General features: G+C 66.7%; 16 protein-coding genes. All 16 read left to right on the top strand.

Going from position 1 to position 17,709, the window contains the following annotated elements:
• Positions 1–38 precede the first annotated feature (38 nt).
• The 16 genes from ACEN98_RS18250 to ACEN98_RS18325 all read left to right on the top strand — a co-directional run bounded on the left by ACEN98_RS18250 (position 39) and on the right by ACEN98_RS18325 (position 17,699).
• Positions 39–428 carry a c-type cytochrome gene (locus ACEN98_RS18250; protein ID WP_413386253.1) on the top strand — a complete coding sequence of 130 codons (390 nt, stop codon included), beginning with the start codon at positions 39–41 and terminating at the stop codon, positions 426–428.
• The gene (locus tag ACEN98_RS18255; protein WP_413386254.1) at positions 425–1,354 is read left to right on the top strand and encodes a c-type cytochrome; all 930 of its coding nucleotides are present in this window, start codon (positions 425–427) and stop codon (positions 1,352–1,354) included. Before ACEN98_RS18250 ends, ACEN98_RS18255 begins: the two co-directional genes overlap by 4 nt.
• Positions 1,351–3,828 carry a cytochrome c oxidase subunit I gene (gene ctaD, locus ACEN98_RS18260; RefSeq protein ID WP_413386255.1) on the top strand — a complete coding sequence of 826 codons (2,478 nt, stop codon included), beginning with the start codon at positions 1,351–1,353 and terminating at the stop codon, positions 3,826–3,828. The genes ACEN98_RS18255 and ctaD overlap by 4 nt, the downstream gene beginning before the upstream one ends.
• A 5-nt stretch (positions 3,829–3,833) precedes the next feature.
• A complete protein-coding gene (locus ACEN98_RS18265) occupies positions 3,834–4,172 on the top strand; it encodes a hypothetical protein (RefSeq protein WP_413386256.1) in 339 nt (112 codons plus the stop codon).
• Positions 4,173–4,478: 306 nt separating this feature from the next.
• Complete coding sequence (gene tssA / locus ACEN98_RS18270; protein WP_413386257.1) at positions 4,479–5,540, top strand: type VI secretion system protein TssA; 1,062 nt, start codon at positions 4,479–4,481, stop codon at positions 5,538–5,540.
• 37 nt (positions 5,541–5,577) lie between these two features.
• On the top strand, positions 5,578–6,078 hold the full coding sequence (gene tssB / locus ACEN98_RS18275) for a type VI secretion system contractile sheath small subunit (RefSeq protein ID WP_371765162.1): 501 nt from the start codon (positions 5,578–5,580) through the stop codon (positions 6,076–6,078).
• Between the two features lie 19 nt (positions 6,079–6,097).
• Positions 6,098–7,585, top strand: coding sequence for a type VI secretion system contractile sheath large subunit (gene tssC / locus ACEN98_RS18280; RefSeq protein WP_371765161.1), 1,488 nt, complete (start codon positions 6,098–6,100; stop codon positions 7,583–7,585).
• Between the two features lie 73 nt (positions 7,586–7,658).
• A complete protein-coding gene (locus ACEN98_RS18285) occupies positions 7,659–8,150 on the top strand; it encodes an Hcp family type VI secretion system effector (protein ID WP_413386258.1) in 492 nt (163 codons plus the stop codon).
• Positions 8,151–8,321: 171 nt separating this feature from the next.
• Complete coding sequence (locus ACEN98_RS18290) at positions 8,322–9,101, top strand: type VI secretion system accessory protein TagJ (protein ID WP_413386259.1); 780 nt, start codon at positions 8,322–8,324, stop codon at positions 9,099–9,101.
• A complete protein-coding gene (gene tssE / locus ACEN98_RS18295) occupies positions 9,094–9,600 on the top strand; it encodes a type VI secretion system baseplate subunit TssE (RefSeq protein WP_413386260.1) in 507 nt (168 codons plus the stop codon). The genes ACEN98_RS18290 and tssE overlap by 8 nt, the downstream gene beginning before the upstream one ends.
• A complete protein-coding gene (gene tssF, locus ACEN98_RS18300; protein WP_413386261.1) occupies positions 9,597–11,492 on the top strand; it encodes a type VI secretion system baseplate subunit TssF in 1,896 nt (631 codons plus the stop codon). Before tssE ends, tssF begins: the two co-directional genes overlap by 4 nt.
• Entirely contained in the window at positions 11,477–12,484 is a 1,008-nt protein-coding gene (tssG, locus tag ACEN98_RS18305; protein WP_413386262.1) for a type VI secretion system baseplate subunit TssG, read from the top strand. The genes tssF and tssG overlap by 16 nt, the downstream gene beginning before the upstream one ends.
• Before the next feature lie 19 nt (positions 12,485–12,503).
• Complete coding sequence (gene tssH / locus ACEN98_RS18310; RefSeq protein ID WP_413386263.1) at positions 12,504–15,206, top strand: type VI secretion system ATPase TssH; 2,703 nt, start codon at positions 12,504–12,506, stop codon at positions 15,204–15,206.
• Between the two features lie 47 nt (positions 15,207–15,253).
• A complete protein-coding gene (locus ACEN98_RS18315) occupies positions 15,254–16,264 on the top strand; it encodes a hypothetical protein (protein ID WP_413386264.1) in 1,011 nt (336 codons plus the stop codon).
• 33 nt (positions 16,265–16,297) lie between these two features.
• A complete protein-coding gene (locus ACEN98_RS18320; RefSeq protein ID WP_413386265.1) occupies positions 16,298–17,299 on the top strand; it encodes a hypothetical protein in 1,002 nt (333 codons plus the stop codon).
• A gap of 10 nt (positions 17,300–17,309) precedes the next feature.
• Positions 17,310–17,699, top strand: a complete 390-nt coding sequence (locus tag ACEN98_RS18325; protein WP_056126754.1) for a DUF4280 domain-containing protein — start codon at positions 17,310–17,312, stop codon at positions 17,697–17,699.
• Positions 17,700–17,709: the final 10 nt, after the last annotated feature.

Below are 17,709 nucleotides of genomic sequence, written 5' to 3' on the forward strand. Positions count from 1 at the left end.
GGTATTATAAAAGCCAACTCAACGTCGTGGATTCAACCGTGCCAACCTCCCTGTCACGCTCTTCCATCGCTGGTGCCGCGCTCGTATTGACGTGCGTAGGGCTGCTGTCCGGTTGCGGCGATGACGACTTCCGCAAGCCGTACATCGGCGGCGACGCGAAGATCGGCAAGCAGCTGGTCACGCAATACCAGTGCGGCGCGTGCCACAAGATCCCGGACGTCCCGGGCGCGGGCGGCGCGGCCGGACCGGACCTGGAAAAATTCGGGCGCCTCAGCTACATCGCCGGCGGCATCCCCAACGTGCCGCCGCGCCTCGTGGCCTGGCTGCTCGATCCGCCCGCCCTCAAGCCCGGCACGACGATGCCGAACGTGGGGCTCACCGAGCAGGAGGCGCGCCACATGGCGGCATACCTGTACACCCTGCGATGAATGGGACGCTGCAATCCGTCCTGCACCCGGCCGGCGCGGATGCCGCGGTCATCAGCCAGTTCGCGTGGGTCCTGTTCGGGGCCGCGACCGTCATCTTCGTCGCCGTGATGGCGCTGACGGCGCTCAGCCTGCGCGACAATACGCGGCCGCTGCGGCCCGGCCTGTGGATCGCGGGGGCGGGCGTCGCGTTTCCCGTGCTCGTGCTGTCGGCGCTGCTCGCGTGGAGCACCTGGCGCAGCGCGCAACTGGTTCCGCAAAGCTCGCAGGCCGCGCTGTCGATCTCCGTCACGGCGCGCATGTGGTGGTGGGAAGTGCGCTACCGCGATCCGGCCGGCGGACGCGAGATCGTCACCGCCAACGAGATCCACATCCCCGTCGGGCAGGCCGTGTACGTGGGCCTGAACGCGGCCGACGTGATCCACAGCCTGTGGGTGCCGTCGTTGTCCGGCAAGCGCGACATGATCCCCGGCCGCGTCACCGGCCTCACGTTGCGTGCCGACCGGCCCGGCGTCTACCGCGGCCAGTGCGCGGAATTCTGCGGCGCCCAGCACGCGAACATGGCGCTGCACGTGGTGGCGCTGGCGCCCGACGCGTTCCGCGACTGGCTGCGGCGCCAGGCACTGCCGGCCCGCGCACCGCAGGGCGCGCTGCTGGAGCGGGGCCGCGCCGCCTTCCTCGAACAGCGCTGCCAGGCGTGCCACACGATCCGCGGTGTGGCCGAGACGGCGCGACTGGGCCCCGACCTGACGCACGTCGGCAGCCGCGCGCACATCGGCGCGGGCCTCTTGCAGACGCACCAGAACACGCTGGCCGGCTGGATCGCGGACCCGCAGGCCGTCAAGCCGGGCGTGTTCATGCCCGCCGCCGCCGGCACCGACGGCGATACGCTGCGCGCGCTGGCAGCCTATCTCGAGCACCTGCAATGACGGCCCGGGACGACGACCTCGCGCGGTTGGAAGACGTCTGGCGCACGCGGCGCGGCTGGCGCTTCTTCTCGTCCGTGAACAACACGAACATCGGCCTGCTGTACATCGGGACGGCGCTGCTGTTCTTCGTCCTCGCCGGCGTGCTGGGCCTCCTGATGCGCGTGCAGCTGGCCGTGCCGGACAACGGCTTCCTCGGCGCCGGGACGTACAACCAGGTGTTCACGATGCACGGCTCGGCCATGATGTTCCTGTTCGCGATCCCGATCGTGGAAGCCATCGCCGTGTACCTGCTGCCGAACATGCTGGGGGCGCGCGACCTGCCGTTCCCGCGCCTGTCCGCGTACGCGTTCTGGGCTTACGCCATCGGCGGCCTCGCGTTCTTCTGCACCCTGTTCGTCGGCCTCGCGCCGGACGGCGGCTGGTTCATGTATCCGCCGCTCACGGGCCTGAAATATTCGCCGGGCCTGAATGCCGACTTCTGGCTGCTGGGCATCGGCTTCATCGAGATCTCCGCCATCGCCGGCGCCATCGAACTGATCGTCGGCATCCTGTTTACGCGCGCACCCGGCATGACGTTGGGACGCATGCCCGTGTATGCGTGGGCCATGCTGGTCGTGGGCGTGATGATCGTGTTCGCGTTCCCCGCCGTGATCGCGGGCACGGCGCTGCTGGAACTGGAGCGCGCGTTCGACTGGCCGTTCTTCATCGCCGACCGCGGCGGCGATCCGCTGTTGTGGCAGCACCTGTTCTGGTTCTTCGGCCACCCCGAGGTCTACATCATCTTTCTGCCGGCCGCCGGCATGGTGTCGACGATCGTGCCGACCCTCGCCGGCACGCCGCTCGTCGCGCGCCGCGCCATCATCGCGGCCCTCGTCGGCGTGGGCGTCTTCAGCTTCGGCCTGTGGGCGCACCACATGTTCACCGCGGGCCTCGGCACGCTGGAAATGGGCTTTGTTTCCGCGGCCAGCATGGCGGTGGCGGTGCCCACCGCGATCCAGGTGTTCGCGTGGATCGCCACGCTGTGGAAGGGCAAAGTGACAGCGAACGCGCCCACGCTGTTCCTGCTCGGCTTCATGGCGATCTTCGTACTGGGCGGCCTGACCGGCGTGATGGTCGCCGTGATCCCGTTCGACTGGCAGGTGCACGACACGTATTTCGTCGTCGCGCACTTCCACTACGTGCTGATCGGCGGGATGGTGTTCCCCGTGTTCGCCGCGCTGTACTACTGGCTGCCGCTCGTGAACGGCAACCGGTTGTCGGAAGGGCTCGCGCGCTGGGTGTTCGGCCTGATGTTCGTCGGCTTCAACGTCGCGTTCTTCCCGATGCACGTGACGGGATTGCTCGGCATGCCGCGCCGCGTCTACACGTATGCGGCGGACCTCGGGTGGAATGGCCTGAACATGCTGTCGACGGTGGGCGCGTTCACGTTCGCGCTCGGCGTGCTGGCGTTCGCGTGGGATGCATGGCGGTCGCTGCGCCGGCCGGAGCGCGCCGTCGGCAACCCGTGGAATGCGCCCACGCTCGAATGGCTGCCGTCCGAGGACTACGGCAACCGCAGCATCCCGCGCATCGATTCCATCGACCCGCTGTGGGACCGTCCGGAACTGGTACGCGAGGTGGAGGCGGGCCGCCACTACCTGCCGCGCACGGCGACGGGCGCGCGCGAGACCATCGCCACGAGCCCCGTCGCGGCGACGCCGCGCTATGTGCTGATCCTGCCCGGCGACAGCTGGCTGCCGCTCATTGCCGCCGCCGGCACGGCCGCCTTCTTCCTGCTGTTGACCGTGAAGCTGACGATGATCGCCTGGATCTGCGGCATCGCGGCCATCGCGGCGGTGCTCGGGTGGATGTGGCAGGCGGATCGCGCGAGCACCGTCGCCGACGTGGACATCGGCCACGGCGAGTCGATACCGGTCGGCGCCACCGGCACGGCATCGCACGCGTGGTGGGCCGCCATCGTGATGCTCGTCGTCGACCTCAGCATCTTCGCGTGCTTCGCGTTCGCCTACGTGCACGTGACGATGCGCCTGACGGTGTGCCCGCCGCCCGGCGCCACGCTGCCGTCGCAGGACCTCGCGCTCACATCCGCCGGCCTGCTGGTGCTGGGCTCATTGCTCGTGTGGTTCGCGACGCTCGCCGTCGGCACGCGGCGCCTGCCGTGGCTCGTGCTGGCGGCGCTGGGCTGCGTGCTCGCGTCATGTGCGGTCGACGTGGGCGGCCTGCTCGATGCCGGGCTGGACCCGGCCGCCACCGCATGGGCCGCCGCCGTCGCGGCATTGGCCTCCTACCAGGGCCTGCACGTCGCGACGCTCGCCGTGCTGGCGCCGTATCTCGCCGCGCGCGCATGGTGCGGCCTGCTGGGTGAGCGCAGCCGCGCATCGCTCGACACCATCGCGCTCGTGTGGCACATGACCACGTTGCAGGGCATCGCCGGGATGCTCGTCGTGCGGCTCGTGCCGCTGCTGATGGCGTGATGGCCATGATGCCGCGCACCCGCGAACCGTTCTGGCGCCGCCTGCTGGCGGGGACGCTGCCGCTGCTCGTGTGGAGCCTGCACTTCGCCTTCGCCTATGGCCTCGCGGCGGCCCAGTGCACGCCGGCCGGCATGCGTCCCGGCGGGCCGGACCGCGTGCTGCTGGGTGCCGTCACGCTGGCCGCCATCGGCGCGTGCGCTTGGCTCGCGTGGCGCGCGCGCGAGGTGCCCCGGCGCGAGGATGCCGGCCTGGTCGACTGGGCCCGCCTCGTGCTGGCCGTGCTGGCCCTCGTGGCGGTGGCGTGGACGGGCGTGCCGCTACTCCTGGTCACCGGCTGCGCCTGAATGTCGTATTGACATCTCTTGCAAAGAACACAAGCATCGTTCCATGAAAGGCAACCAAGGCCTTTTACTTGGCTCATCTGTACCAAAAAATGATCGTGTTCTGAAACTGCTGTCAACCATTTTGGGCAAATATTAGTGCAAAAAAATTTAGGTTTCGTGTTAACGACGAGACCGCTAAATGGCGTATAGTGCGCGGTTCGTAGGGGAAAAATCCTCACGAAACACACTAAATAAGAACCGCGCGCGGCCCGGTGCCGTGACGACGAGTTCAAACACGTCCTACAACTAGTAAGAACGCGCACAATCATGAGTATTGTCGACGTCGATGTCCTGCTCGAGGATTTGGAGGAGACCGCCCCTTGCGGACCGAATCTCGAGTATGACCCCGCATTCCTGGAGCTCGAGCAGAGTGCGCTCGGCAAGCCAGAAGTCCAATATGGGGACACGATCGTCCCCGCCGTCCCCCCTGAATGGAAGCAAGTCAAGAAGCAGGCCCTCGAGCTGCTCGGCCGCACGCGCGACCTGCGCGTGGCGATGCCGCTCGTGCGCGCGCTGCTGGCGCTGCATGCGCTGCCCGGCTTCGCCGACGGCGCGCGCCTGCTCGAACGCCTCGTGACCGAGCGCTGGGACCGTGTCCATCCCGAACTCGATCCGGACGACGACAACGACCCCACGTTGCGCCTCAACTGCCTGGCCCAGTTGACCGACCCGGCGACGACCCTGCGCGAGCTGCGCGAGACGGCCTTCGTCATGCTGCCCGGCCTCGGGGCCCTGACCCTGCGCGTGCTGGAGCAGGCACACGGCGAGGCCCCCGTGCCGGACGGGCAGACCGCGCTGTCGCCCGAATCGATCGACGCGGCGCTGGCCGACGTGTCCGACGACGCGATGCAGGCCGCCACCAGCGCCGTCAACGGTGCGCTGGACAGCGTGGTGAACCTGGAAGCCGCGCTCGCCGATCACGTGGGCAGTACGCAGTCATTGAACCTCACGCCGTTGACGCGCCAGCTGCGCCGCATGGCCGACCTGCTGGCCAGCCGTGCGCAAGCCGCGCCTGAAGCCTCGGACGCCGCGCCCGATGACGACGGCGCCGCGGCACTGGGCGGCGGCACGGCCGCGCCGCGCGCCGCGGCCATCACGGGCGACGTGACCAGCCGCGCCGACGTGATCCGCATGATCGACAAGATTCTCGCCTACTACCAGCGCTACGAGCCGTCGAGCCCCGTGCCGATGCTGCTGGAGCGGGCCAAGCGCCTCGCGCCGATGAGCTTCATGGAAGTCATGGAGAACCTCGCGCCCGACAGCATGCAGCAGTTGTATGTGATCCGTGGACCCCAGCCGGGCGAGTCCAACGGGTCGGACGATTATTGAATCAGCAGGCCGGTAGTTCATTCAAGGAGGAGTAAACGTGGGCAAAGAAAGTAGCCAGAAGTTCATCGCACGCAATCGCGCACCGCGCGTGCAGATCGAGTACGACGTCGAAGTGTACGGCGCCGAGAAGAAGGTGCAGCTGCCGTTCGTGATGGGCGTCCTGGCCGACCTGTCGGGCCAGCCCGCCGAGCCGCTGGCACCGGTCGCGGAGCGCAAGTTCCTCGAGATCGACGTCGACAACTTCGACGAGCGCCTGAAGGCCATGAAGCCGCGCGTCGCGGTGCAGGTGCCGAACACGCTGACGGGCGAGGGCAACCTGGCCGTCGACATGACCTTCGAAAGCATGGACGACTTCACCCCGGCCGCCGTCGCGCGCAAGGTGGATTCGCTGAACAAGCTGCTCGAGGCACGCGGCCAGCTGGCCAACCTGATGACCTACATGGACGGCAAGACCGGCGCGGAAGAGCTGATCTCCAAGCTGCTCGCCGAACCCGCGCTGATGCAGGCGCTGACGTCCGCACCGAAGCCCACCGAATAAAGAAAGACGGGAGAACAGAATGTCCGAAGCGTTAGCACAAAGCCAGCAGGAGTCCGGTACGCTCGAGATGAGCGACTTCGGCGCGCTGCTGCAGAAGGAATTCAAGCCGCAATCCGACAAGGCCAAGGAATCGGTCGAAGTCGCCGTGCGCACGCTGGCCGAGCAGGCGCTCGCCGGCACCAACCTGATCACCAGCGACGTGCTGGGCACGATCCAGAGCCTGATCGCCGCGCTCGACAAGAAGCTCACCGAGCAGGTCAACCTGATCATGCACACGGAGGAGTTCCAGAAGGTCGAAAGCGCCTGGCGCGGCCTGCACTACCTGGTGAACAACACCGAAACCGACGAGATGCTCAAGATCCGCGTGATGAACATCTCGAAGAACGACCTGGGCAAGACGCTCAAGAAGTTCAAGGGCACGGCCTGGGACCAGAGCCCGATCTTCAAGAAGATGTACGAGGAAGAATTCGGCCAGTTCGGCGGCGAGCCGTTCGGTTCCATCGTGGCCGACTACTACTTCGACAACAGCGCACCGGACGTCGAGCTGCTGTCGTCGATGGCCAAGGTGGCCGCCGCCGCGCACGCGCCGTTCATCTCGGCCGCCGCGCCGTCCGTCATGCTGATGGAGTCGTGGAACGAGCTGGCCAACCCGCGCGACCTGACGAAGATCTTCCAGACCCCGGAACACGCCGCATGGCGCTCGTTCCGCGAGTCCGAGGATTCGCGCTACGTCGGCCTGACCATGCCGCGCTTCCTGGCGCGCCAGCCGTACGGCGCCAAGAGCAACCCGGTCGAGGAATTCGACTTCGAGGAAGACACCAGCGCGGAAGGCAGCAAGAACTACACGTGGGCCAACTCGTCCTACGCGATGGCCGTCAACATCAACCGTTCGTTCAAGGAGTACGGCTGGTGCTCGCGCATCCGCGGCATCGAGTCCGGCGGCGCGGTCGAAGGCCTGCCGGTGCATGCCTTCCCGACCGATGACGGCGGCGTCGACATGCAGTGCCCGACCGAGATCGCGATCTCGGACCGCCGCGAGGCGGAACTGGCCGCCAACGGCTTCATGCCGCTGGTGCACAAGAAAAACACGGACTTCGCCGCCTTCATCGGCGCGCAGTCGCTGCACAAGCCGGCCGAGTACGACGACCCGGACGCCAGCGCCAACGCCGCCCTGGCCGCGCGCCTGCCGTACCTGTTCGCGACCTGCCGCTTCGCCCATTACCTGAAGTGCATCGTGCGCGACAAGCTCGGCTCGTTCAAGGAACGCGACGAGATGGAGCGCTGGCTGACCAAGTGGATCATGCAGTACGTGGACGGCGATCCGGGCAGCTCCAGCGAAGCGACGAAGGCCCAGAAACCGCTGGCCGCGGCCGAAGTGGTGCTGGAAGAAGTCGAAGGCAACCCGGGCTACTACACGTCCAAGTTCTTCCTGCGTCCGCACTACCAGCTGGAAGGCCTGACCGTGTCGCTGCGCCTCGTGTCGAAGCTGCCGTCGGCAAAGGCTTGAGCCGTTTTTGAAGTCCCGCGCGGGCCGCGTGCCCGCGCGTATTCGGAAGTACAACCAACTAGGAGAATAAGACATGGCATTGGATATGTTCATCAACATGGGCGACAAGATCAAGGGTGAGTCGCGCGACAAGGTCCAGGGTCCGAAGGGCGACATCGACATCCTGGCGTGGAGCTGGGGCATGAGCCAGTCCGGCACCACCCACATGGGCGGTGGCGGCGGCGCCGGCAAGGCCAACTTCCAGGACATCTCGTTCACCAAGTACATCGACAGCTCGTCCAACGCGCTGATGACCGCCCTGGCCAAGGGTACCCACATCGACAAGGCCGTGCTGATGGTGCGTAAAGCCGGCGAAGGCCAGCAGAAGTACATCCTGATCACCATGGAAGAAGTGCTGGTGACCTCGATCTCGACCGGCGGCAGCGGCGGCGAAGACCGCCTGACCGAGAACGTCACGCTGAACTTCGGCAAGGTGACCTTCGCCTACACCCCGCAGGACAGCAAGGGCACCGTCGCCGGCGACAAGACCTTCGCCTGGAACATCGCCGAGAACGCGGCAGTGTAAGGAGCGTCGCCCAACCTGCTGCGCGTTGCAGATTCAGCGGGGGCGCCCAGCCCTGCGATGCGCGCTGTACGCTTGTACAGCCGCGCTTCTCGGCTGAATCTGCCGCCGCTCGCTACGGTTTTGCGAGGCCCCCGAAAGGCCGCTGGATGAATTTTTTGATGGGAGCTTCGAATGCTTGCGCAACAGCTGATTCGTGATGGAGACCTGGCCGGGGCACTCGCCGCGCTGCAGGATGCGGTGCGCAAGAAGAGTGGCGACGCGAAACTGCGCGTGTTCCTGTTCCAGCTCCTGTCCGTGCTGGGCCAGTGGAACCGCGCCCTGACGCAGCTGAACGTCGCGGGCGAACTGGATGCAGGCGCGCTGCCGATGGTGCAGACGTATCGCGAGGCGATCCAGTGCGAAGCCCTGCGCGCCGAGATCTTTGCCGGCCTGCGCGCGCCCGTGATCTTCGGCGAGCCGCAGCCCTGGATGGCCCAGCTGGCCGAAGCCCTGAAACTGGACGCCACCGATGCCGCTGCCGCGGCAAGCCTGCGCGCCGCCGCGTTCGATGCCGCGCCCGCATCGCCCGGCACGATCGACGGCACGCGCTTCGACTGGCTGGCCGATGCCGACAGCCGCCTGGGCCCCATACTGGAAGCGGTCGTCAACGGCCGCTACGTGTGGGTGCCGTTCATGCGCATCGCGCGCATCGAGATCGAGCCGCCGGCGGACCTGCGCGACGCCGTGTGGACGGCCGCGACGTTCACGTGGTCCAACGGCGCCCAGACCGTCGGCCTGGTCCCGACCCGCTACCCGGGCAGCACGGAGGCCGCCGACGCGGTCAAGCTGGCGCGCCAGACCGAGTGGCAGGGCGAGCATCCCGTCGGCCAGCGCATGTTCACGAACGGCGACGACGACTTCCCGTTGATGGACGCGCGCCTGATCGAATTCGATAGCGTCGACCATGGCTGAACTGGCACCGCGCGAGCGCCTGCAACCTTCGCTGCTCGACCGCCTCACCGACGATGAACCCGACCAGGAGGTCGAGTCGCGCGAACGGCGCGTGCTGTCGGTGCGCGGCCTGCGCGAAGGCGTGCTGCGCGACCTCGCATGGCTGCTGAACACGACCAACCTGCTGTCCGTCTCCGACGTGCCGCGCCTGCCGCACCTGGCGAACTCCGTCCTCAACTACGGCATGCCCGACATGTCCGGCGCGTCGCTCGCGAACATGAGCGCGGCCGACCTGGAACGTGCGATCCGCCAGGCCATCTGGGACTTCGAGCCGCGCCTGATCCGCTCGTCCGTGTCGGTGAAGGTGATGCCGCAGCAGGACTCGATCAGCAAGATCATGTTCGAGATCCAGGCCGACATGTGGGCCCAACCGTATCCCGAGCGCCTGTTCCTCAAGACCGAGCTCGATCTCGACCTTGCCCAGATCAGCCTCACCGAATTTTCCGGCGCACGGACATGACGAACCCACGCCTGCTTCGCTACTATAGCCAGGAGCTGCAGCACCTGCGCGAGATGGGCGGCGAGTTCGCGGTCCAGTACCCGAAGATCGCCGGCCGGCTCGGCCTGGAAGGCTTCGAGTGCGCCGACCCGTACGTCGAGCGCCTGCTGGAGGGGTTCGCCTTCATGGCGGCGCGCGTGCAGATGAAGATCGACGCCGAGTTCCCGCGCTTCACCCAGCACCTGTCGGAGCTCGTCTACCCGCACTTCCTGGCGCCCACCCCGTCGATGGCGATCGTGCAGCTGCAGCCCGACCTCGCCAACCCGGCGCTGAACGTGGGCTACCGCATTCCGCGCGGCGCGGCCATGCGCAGTGTCCTGGGCAAGGATGACGCCACCGCCTGCGAATACCGCACGGCGCACGAGGTCACGCTGTGGCCGATCGAACTCGTCGAAGCGAAATTCTTCACGCACGGCGGCCGCATCGACGGCGTCGACGCGCGATTGCCCGCGAACCTCATGGGCTCGATCAAAGCGGGCCTGCGCCTGCGCCTGCGCACGACCAACGGCCAGCCGTTCGCGAAGCTGGGACTGGACCGCCTCGCGCTGCACCTGCGCGGCAGCGACGAGATGCCGGGCCAGATCTACGAAAAGCTGCTGGGCGCCGTCGAAGGCGTCCTCGTGATGCCGGGCAGCCGTCCGGCCGGACGCCACACGCTGCTGCCGAAGGCGGCGCTGCGCCCGCGCGGCTTCGCCGAGGACGACGCGCTGCTGCCCAGCGGCCAGCGCAGCTTCCAGGGCTACCGCCTGCTGCAGGAATACTTCGCGTTCGCGCAGCGCTTCCTGTTCGTCGAGCTGGCGGGCCTGCAAACCGCGGTGGCCGCCTGCGCGGAGCAGGAGCTCGAGATCATCGTGCTGCTGTCGCGCGGCGATGCGCGCCTGGAGCAGGCGCTCGACCACAGCAATTTCGCGCTGAACTGCACACCCGTGGTGAACCTGTTCCAGCGCCGCGCCGACCGCATCAACCTGACCGGCGACCAGTTCGAATACCACGTGCTGCCCGACCGCACGCGCCCGATGGATTTCGAGGTGCACCAGGTCGAGAGCGTGACCGGCTACGGCACCGGCACCGACGCCGAGCAGGAATTCCACCCGCTGTACAGCGCGCGCGACCTGGGCGCCGCGACCGTGGCGGGCCAGGCCTACTACCAGATCCGGCGCGAGCCGCGCCTGCTGTCGCAACGCCAGCGCCAGCGCGGCCCGCGCTCGTCGTACATCGGCTCCGAGATGTTCATCACCCTGGTCGACGCCCAGGAGGCGCCGTACCGCCACAGCCTGCGCCAGCTCGGCCTCGTCGTGTGGTGCACGAACCGCGACCTGCCGCTGACGATGTCGCTCGGCGTCGGCAAGACGGATTTCATCCTGGAGCAGGGCGGGCCGGTGCAATCGGTGCGCGTGCTGGGCGGCCCGAGCCAGCCTTTCCCGTCGTTCGCCGAGGGCGGCATGGCGTGGCGCCTGATCAACCAGCTGTCGCTGAACTATCTGTCGCTGGCGGACACCGACCCGGACCAGGGCGCGCGCGCCCTGCGCGAACTGCTCGCGCTGTACTGCCACCCGCTCGACGCGGCGAGCCAGCGCCAGGTCGAAGGCGTGCGCTCGGTCTCGTCGAAACCCATCACGCGGCGCATGCCGGCGCCCGGACCGATCACATTCGGACGCGGCCTGGAGATCACGGTGACGATGGACGACGGCGCATTCGAAGGCGCCGGCGCATTCGTGCTGGGCGGGGTGCTCAGCCACTTCTTCACGCAATACGTGTCGATCAATTCGTTCACCGAGACCGTCGTGCGCACCGTCGGCCGCGGCGAGATCATGCGCTGGAAGGCGGCGGAGGGCGCATGCGCGATCCTGTAGACGTCGAACGCCAGCTCGAGGACGCCGGCGCCGCGCTGGACTTCTTCCAGGCCCTGCGCCTGCTGGAGAACGCGCATCCGGACAAGCCCCGCATCGGCGCATCGCTGCGTCCGCGCGACGACGCCGTGCGCTTCGGGCGCGACCCGTCGCTGAATTTCGAGCCCGGCGCCGTGGCCGGATTCACGCCCGCCATGGGCGACGCGAAGGCGCGCCTGGCCGTCAACTTCGTCGGCCTGTTCGGCCCCAACGGTCCGCTGCCGCTGCACCTGACGGAGTATGCGCGCGACCGCGCCCGCAACCACAACGACCCCACGCTGGTCGCGTTCCTCGACGTGTTCCACCACCGGATGGTATCGCTGTTCTACCGCGCGCGCGCCGCAGCCGACCCGGCCGTCAGCCTGGACCGCCCGGACAGCGACCGCTTCGCCGATTACGTGGGCAGCCTGTTCGGCATCGGTGCGCCGGCCCTGCGCGGGCGCGACGAGATCGGCGACTTCGCCAAGCTGCACTTCGCGGGCCTGATGGCCAACCAGCGCCGCCCGGCCGCGGGCCTCGTGACGATCCTGCGCGCGTACTTCAAGCTGCCCGTCGAACTCGAGCAGTTCGTCGGCCACTGGATGAAGATCCCGCTGGACGGCCAGACCCGCATCGGCATGGAAGACCGCGGCAACCGTCTCGGTACGTCCGCCGTGCTGGGGACGAAGGTGTGGGATTGCCAGCACAAGTTCCGGCTCGTGATCGGCCCCCTCGACTACGCCGACTACGAGCGCATGCTGCCCGGCGGCGCCAGCATGAAGCGCGTCGTCGACTGGGTGAAGAGCTACGCCGGCACGGTGCTCGACTGGGACGTGCGCCTCGTGCTCAAGCGCCCCGAGATTCCTCCGCTGACGCTGGGCGCGCGCCGCCTCGGCTGGACCACTTACCTCGCGAGCGGCCCGGCCACGCGCGATGCCCGTCAACTCTTGATCAACCCGACTGCCCGCCAGGGCTGACCCACGCGAAAGAACGAACATGGCCGAAATCTCCCGTGTCGCACTGTTTGGAAAACTCAACGCGCTGTGCTACCGCGCGATCGAAAGCAGCACGGTGTTCTGCAAGCTGCGCGGCAATCCGTACGTGGAGATGGTCCACTGGGTGCACCAGATCCTGCAGCTGCAGGACTCGGACCTGCACCGCATCGTCCGCCACTACGAACTGGACACCGCCGTGCTCGCGCGCGACGTGACGGCCGCGCTGGACCGCCTGCCGCGCGGCGCCACGTCGGTGACGGACCTGTCGTCGCAGCTGGAAGAGACGGTGGAACGCGCGTGGGTGTTCGGCACGCTGATGTTCGGCGAATCGTCGGTGCGCAGCGGCCACCTCGTGTTCGGCATGCTCAAGACGTCCAACCTGCGCAACGCGCTGTACGCGATCAGCCGCCAGTTCGAGCGGATCAAGGCCGATGACCTGTCCGATCGTTTCGGCACCTTGCTGAAGGACTCGCCGGAAGCGAAGATGGCGGCCAGCGACGGCTTCCAGGCCGCGGCACCGGGCGAAGCGTCGGACGCAATCGCACCCGCGCAGATGGGCAAGCAGGAAGCGCTGAAGAAATTCACGGTCGACCTGACCGAGCAGGCTAGAGGCGGCAAGATGGACCCGATCGTGGGCCGCGACGACGAGATCCGGCAGATGGTCGACATCCTGATGCGCCGCCGCCAGAACAACCCGATCATGATCGGCGAGGCCGGCGTCGGCAAGACGGCCGTCGTGGAAGGCTTTGCCCAGCGCATCGCGCGCGGCGACGTGCCGCCGTCGCTGAAAGAGGTGCAGCTGCTGGCGCTGGACGTGGGCCTGCTGCAGGCCGGCGCCAGCATGAAGGGCGAGTTCGAGCAGCGCCTGCGTTCCGTCATCGACGAAGTGCAGGCCAGCGCGAAGCCCATCATCCTGTTCATCGACGAGACCCACACGCTGGTCGGCGCCGGCGGCGCGGCCGGCACGGGCGATGCGGCCAATCTGCTCAAGCCGGCCCTGGCGCGCGGCACCTTGCGCACCATCGGCGCGACCACGTTCGCCGAGTACAAGAAGCACATCGAAAAGGATCCGGCGCTGACCCGCCGCTTCCAGAGCATCCAGGTCGACGAGCCGAGCGAGGAGCGGGCGATCCGCATGATGCGCGGCGTGGCGTCGACGATGGAAAAGCACCACCAGGTGCAGATCCTCGACGAGGCGCTGGAAGCGGCCGTGCGCCTGTCGCACCGCTACATCCCGGCGCGCCAGCTGCCCGATAAATCCGTGAGCCTGATCGACACGGCGTGCGCGCGCGTGGCCGTGAGCCTGCACGCGACGCCGGCCGAGGTGGACGACAGCCGCAAGCGCATCGACGCGCTGAACGTCGAGATGGACATCATCCGCCGCGAAGGCGCGATCGGCATCGAAGTGGGCACGCGTGCCCCCGAGACGGAGGTTGCGCTGGCGGCCGAGAAGGAGCGCCTGGCGGGCCTGGAGCAGCGCTGGAACGACGAGCGCGCGCTCGTCGACGAACTGCTGGCGCTGCGCGCGCAGCTGCGCGACGGTGCGCAGCCGGTCGAGGGTACGGGGTCGAAGCTCGAAACGGCAGCCGCGGAACCGGCTGCCAACGACTCCGCGCGCGCCGCATTGAAGGAACAGCTGCAAGCCGTGCAGGCGAAGCTGGCCGCGCTGCAGGGCGAGAACCCGCTGATCCTGCCGACCGTCGACTACCAGGCCGTGGCGGCCGTCGTCGGCGACTGGACCGGCATCCCTGTCGGCCGCATGGCGAAGAACGAGATGGAGACGATTCTCAACATCGCCTCCACGCTGAGCCAGCGCGTGATCGGCCAAGACCACGCGATGGAAATGATCGCCAAGCGCATCCAGACGTCGCGCGCGGGCCTGGACAATCCGAACAAGCCGATCGGCGTGTTCATGCTGGCCGGTACGTCCGGCGTCGGCAAGACGGAAACGGCGCTGGCGCTGGCCGAGGCCCTGTACGGCGGCGAACAGAATCTCATCACCATCAACATGAGCGAGTACCAGGAAGCGCACACGGTGTCGACCCTGAAGGGCGCGCCGCCGGGCTATGTGGGGTACGGCGAAGGCGGTGTGTTGACGGAGGCCGTGCGCCGCCGGCCATACTCGGTGGTGCTGCTCGACGAAGTGGAAAAGGCGCACCCGGACGTGCACGAGATGTTCTTCCAGGTCTTTGATAAAGGCTTCATGGAAGACGGCGAGGGCCGCTTCATCGACTTCAAGAACACGCTGATCATCCTGACGACGAACGCGGGCACGGACCTGATCGCGGGCCTGTGCAAGGACCCGGACCTGATGCCGGACCCGGACGGCATGGCCAGCGCGCTGCGTGCGCCGCTGCTGAAGGTGTTCCCGCCGGCGCTGCTGGGCCGCATCGTGACGATTCCGTACTACCCGCTGTCGGACGACATGCTGGGCCAGATCGTCAAGCTGCAGCTGAACCGCATCAAGAAGCGCGTGGAAGCGCGCTACAAGATCCCGTTCGAGTACGGCGACGACGTCGTCAAGCTCGTGGTGTCGCGCTGCACCGAGAGCGAGTCGGGCGGCCGCATGATCGATGCGATCCTGACCAATACCATGCTGCCGGACATCAGCCGAGCGTTCCTGAACCGGATGATGGACGGCGCGGGCATCGCCGGTGTCACCGTCGGCGTGGCAGATGGCGAGTTTTCTTATTCCTTCGCATGACATGACCGGACCGGGTACGCGGATCTTCAATAACAAGGAAACCACTCATGAATAAAAGCGCTGATGATCGACTGAAGGAAATCAAGGCCACGATCAAGAAGACGAGCTCGTCGTACAAGGACGTCTTGCTGACACGCCTGGACACGGAGCTTGGCAAATTGTCGACGCAGGCCCGGGCGGCGCTGAGCAACAGCCTGCATATGAAAAAGGAAGCGACGAAGGAGATTCGCGACCTGATCCGGGCCATCGGCCTGCTCGAAGCCTTGTTCATCCCGGCCGACAACCGCCGTACGTTCACGCAGATCGTCAACGATTACAAAGGCGATCTGTCGTTCCAGGTGCTGTCGAGCCTGAACAAACTGATCAAGAGCCTCGACCCGGCCAATCCAAGCCCGCCGGACCTGGCCCGCCACCGTCCCCTGCTCATCGGCGTGAGCATCAGCGGCGGCAACCATGCCGGCCCTGGAAGCATTGCCTGCTTTGTTCTGTGTAACAGGACGAACCGGCCGATGATCCTCGGGAACGAGCACGTGATGCGCGCCGAATTCGGGTCCACCAACACCGACAAGCCCATCATCCTGCAGCCGTCGAAAGGGAACGGCGGCAGCGTTTCCGACAAGGTCGCGACCTATGACCGCGGCATCCTCGACCACCGCATCGATGCCGCCGTCGCTTATCTGGAACCGGGCGTCCTCTTTGCGAACAGGACGCCCGAAGGCACGGCGCTGCGCCTGAGCTCCAGCGTCGTCCGCGTCGGGGACGAGGTATGGAAACGCGGTACGGCGTCGCGCGTGACGACGGGCCGCATCGTGGACGTCGCCGCGAACAAGACCGTGCCGCACGCGCGTTTTGGCGGCGACATCAACTTCGCCAGCCAACTGGAAGTGAAGGTCACCGGGTTGCGCGAGGAATTCCAGATTCCGGGCGATTCCGGCTCGGCGTTGTTCAACGCCGACAACGACATCATCGGCATCATGCATGGCGGTGGGAAGGATGGCGGCGGCATCGCGACGCCGATCGATGTCGTGTTCGATCTGCTCGACGTGCGTCTGCCCTGATTCGTTCGTGCCACCTGATCTGGAGACCTGGATATGAACCTGTTAACCGTGGTCGAGAAAGTCATCGACGATTGTGCCCAGGAGTGGGAATTTCACCAATTCGTCTCGGCAGTTTACGAGGGGGAGGGCTGGGAATGGATCTTTGCACGGCGCGGCCTGAGAGGCGTCGTGATGCTCCCTGCCAACCCCACGGAGGAGGTTCAATTGTCCGGTCCCGAGGCCGAGTGGCTTGTGCACCGGCTGGTCGTGACCAAGGGATGGAGCATGCGGGACTATGACTGCAATGGTCACGCCATTTCCACTTTTGGCAACATCAACACGGGCCGGTCCTATTTCGTGCGCTTGCTGGTCAAGGAGCTGGGAAAAGGAATTGCGGCGGCGCGTTATGCCAATACCAATCCCATGCCCGGAAAATCGCTGGCTTCGCTGCATGAGACGGGAATCACGCTCACCAGCATCACGCACGGTGGTGGTTATCCGGCGTTCCGGCTGGCGGGGGATACGTCGAGAAACTGGCACGGCCTGCAAACGGCAGAACAACGCTTCCTCGCTTACCTCGACGAGGAGAGCCATGTCCCGCCCAGCAAGCGGCTCTCGAAGCTGAATAAAGCCCAGGCCGACCAGAAATTCTATACCCTCGACACCGACTCGGGCGGCTCGTGCCTGCTCGGGGTAATGGTCGCGGATATCGCGAACGCGTTCGGCCAGATCCTGCGCGTCGTGAGCTTCACGGGCAATATGATGCGGCATAACAAGGCGTATTCGGCCCAGACGATGCGCAAGCAGGAAGGCGACCAGACACACATGGAGATTTTCCAGTTCGAGCGGCTGGGCATGCTTCTGCGCCAGATCCTTGTCGCGGACACGGTCAGCTCGATCGACATCGCCATTCTCGGCCTGAAAACGAACAAGGTGGTGTCGGAGAACGCGATGTGCGATGCATGCCAGGGCGCGCAGGCGACCAATCTCGACAACGTCCTGCAGGGCCGGACCGACAAGATAAAACTGGACGTCAGTTTCCTGTCCATCGCGTGAGAGAAAGCATATGCCCAACCAGGTGTCCATGGGTGCGATGATGACCTGCACGTTCGGTGCCGCACCGTCGTCGCTCGTCGTCCTGCCGAAGAACAAGGTGCTCGCGGAGGGCCCGCCCGCCGCCAACATCATGGACCACATCCCGCTCGTGAACATCATGCCGTTCGGGGTGTGCAACTCGCCGGCCAATCCGACGGTGGCCGCCGCCACCGCCGCGGCGCTGGGCGTGCTCACACCCATGCCGTGCGTGCCGGCGACGTCCGCGCCGTGGGTGCCCGGCGCGCCCACGGTCCTCATCGCCAACATGCCGGCACTCGACAACGTCTCCAAGTGCATGTGCAACTGGGGCGGCGTGATCGGCTTCACGAATGCCGGCACCGTCAAGACCATGATTCCTTAACCTAGCCTTT

Source organism: Massilia sp. CT11-137 (assembly GCF_047302885.1).
GTDB classification, from domain to species: domain Bacteria; phylum Pseudomonadota; class Gammaproteobacteria; order Burkholderiales; family Burkholderiaceae_D; genus Telluria; species Telluria orientalis.

Excerpts from the sequence above, each read along its gene's own strand:
- tssA (WP_413386257.1), top strand. The coding sequence starts at position 4,479 with ATGAGTATTGTCGACGTCGATGTCCTGCTCGAGGATTTGGAGGAGACC.
- ACEN98_RS18285 (WP_413386258.1), top strand. The coding sequence starts at position 7,659 with ATGGCATTGGATATGTTCATCAACATGGGCGACAAGATCAAGGGTGAG.
- tssF (WP_413386261.1), top strand. The coding sequence starts at position 9,597 with ATGACGAACCCACGCCTGCTTCGCTACTATAGCCAGGAGCTGCAGCAC.
- ACEN98_RS18325 (WP_056126754.1), top strand. The coding sequence starts at position 17,310 with ATGCCCAACCAGGTGTCCATGGGTGCGATGATGACCTGCACGTTCGGT.
- ACEN98_RS18320 (WP_413386265.1), top strand. The coding sequence starts at position 16,298 with ATGAACCTGTTAACCGTGGTCGAGAAAGTCATCGACGATTGTGCCCAG.
- ctaD (WP_413386255.1), top strand. The coding sequence starts at position 1,351 with ATGACGGCCCGGGACGACGACCTCGCGCGGTTGGAAGACGTCTGGCGC.
- tssE (WP_413386260.1), top strand. The coding sequence starts at position 9,094 with ATGGCTGAACTGGCACCGCGCGAGCGCCTGCAACCTTCGCTGCTCGAC.
- tssC (WP_371765161.1), top strand. The coding sequence starts at position 6,098 with ATGTCCGAAGCGTTAGCACAAAGCCAGCAGGAGTCCGGTACGCTCGAG.
- tssG (WP_413386262.1), top strand. The coding sequence starts at position 11,477 with ATGCGCGATCCTGTAGACGTCGAACGCCAGCTCGAGGACGCCGGCGCC.
- tssH (WP_413386263.1), top strand. The coding sequence starts at position 12,504 with ATGGCCGAAATCTCCCGTGTCGCACTGTTTGGAAAACTCAACGCGCTG.
- ACEN98_RS18315 (WP_413386264.1), top strand. The coding sequence starts at position 15,254 with ATGAATAAAAGCGCTGATGATCGACTGAAGGAAATCAAGGCCACGATC.
- ACEN98_RS18265 (WP_413386256.1), top strand. The coding sequence starts at position 3,834 with ATGATGCCGCGCACCCGCGAACCGTTCTGGCGCCGCCTGCTGGCGGGG.
- ACEN98_RS18255 (WP_413386254.1), top strand. The coding sequence starts at position 425 with ATGAATGGGACGCTGCAATCCGTCCTGCACCCGGCCGGCGCGGATGCC.
- ACEN98_RS18290 (WP_413386259.1), top strand. The coding sequence starts at position 8,322 with ATGCTTGCGCAACAGCTGATTCGTGATGGAGACCTGGCCGGGGCACTC.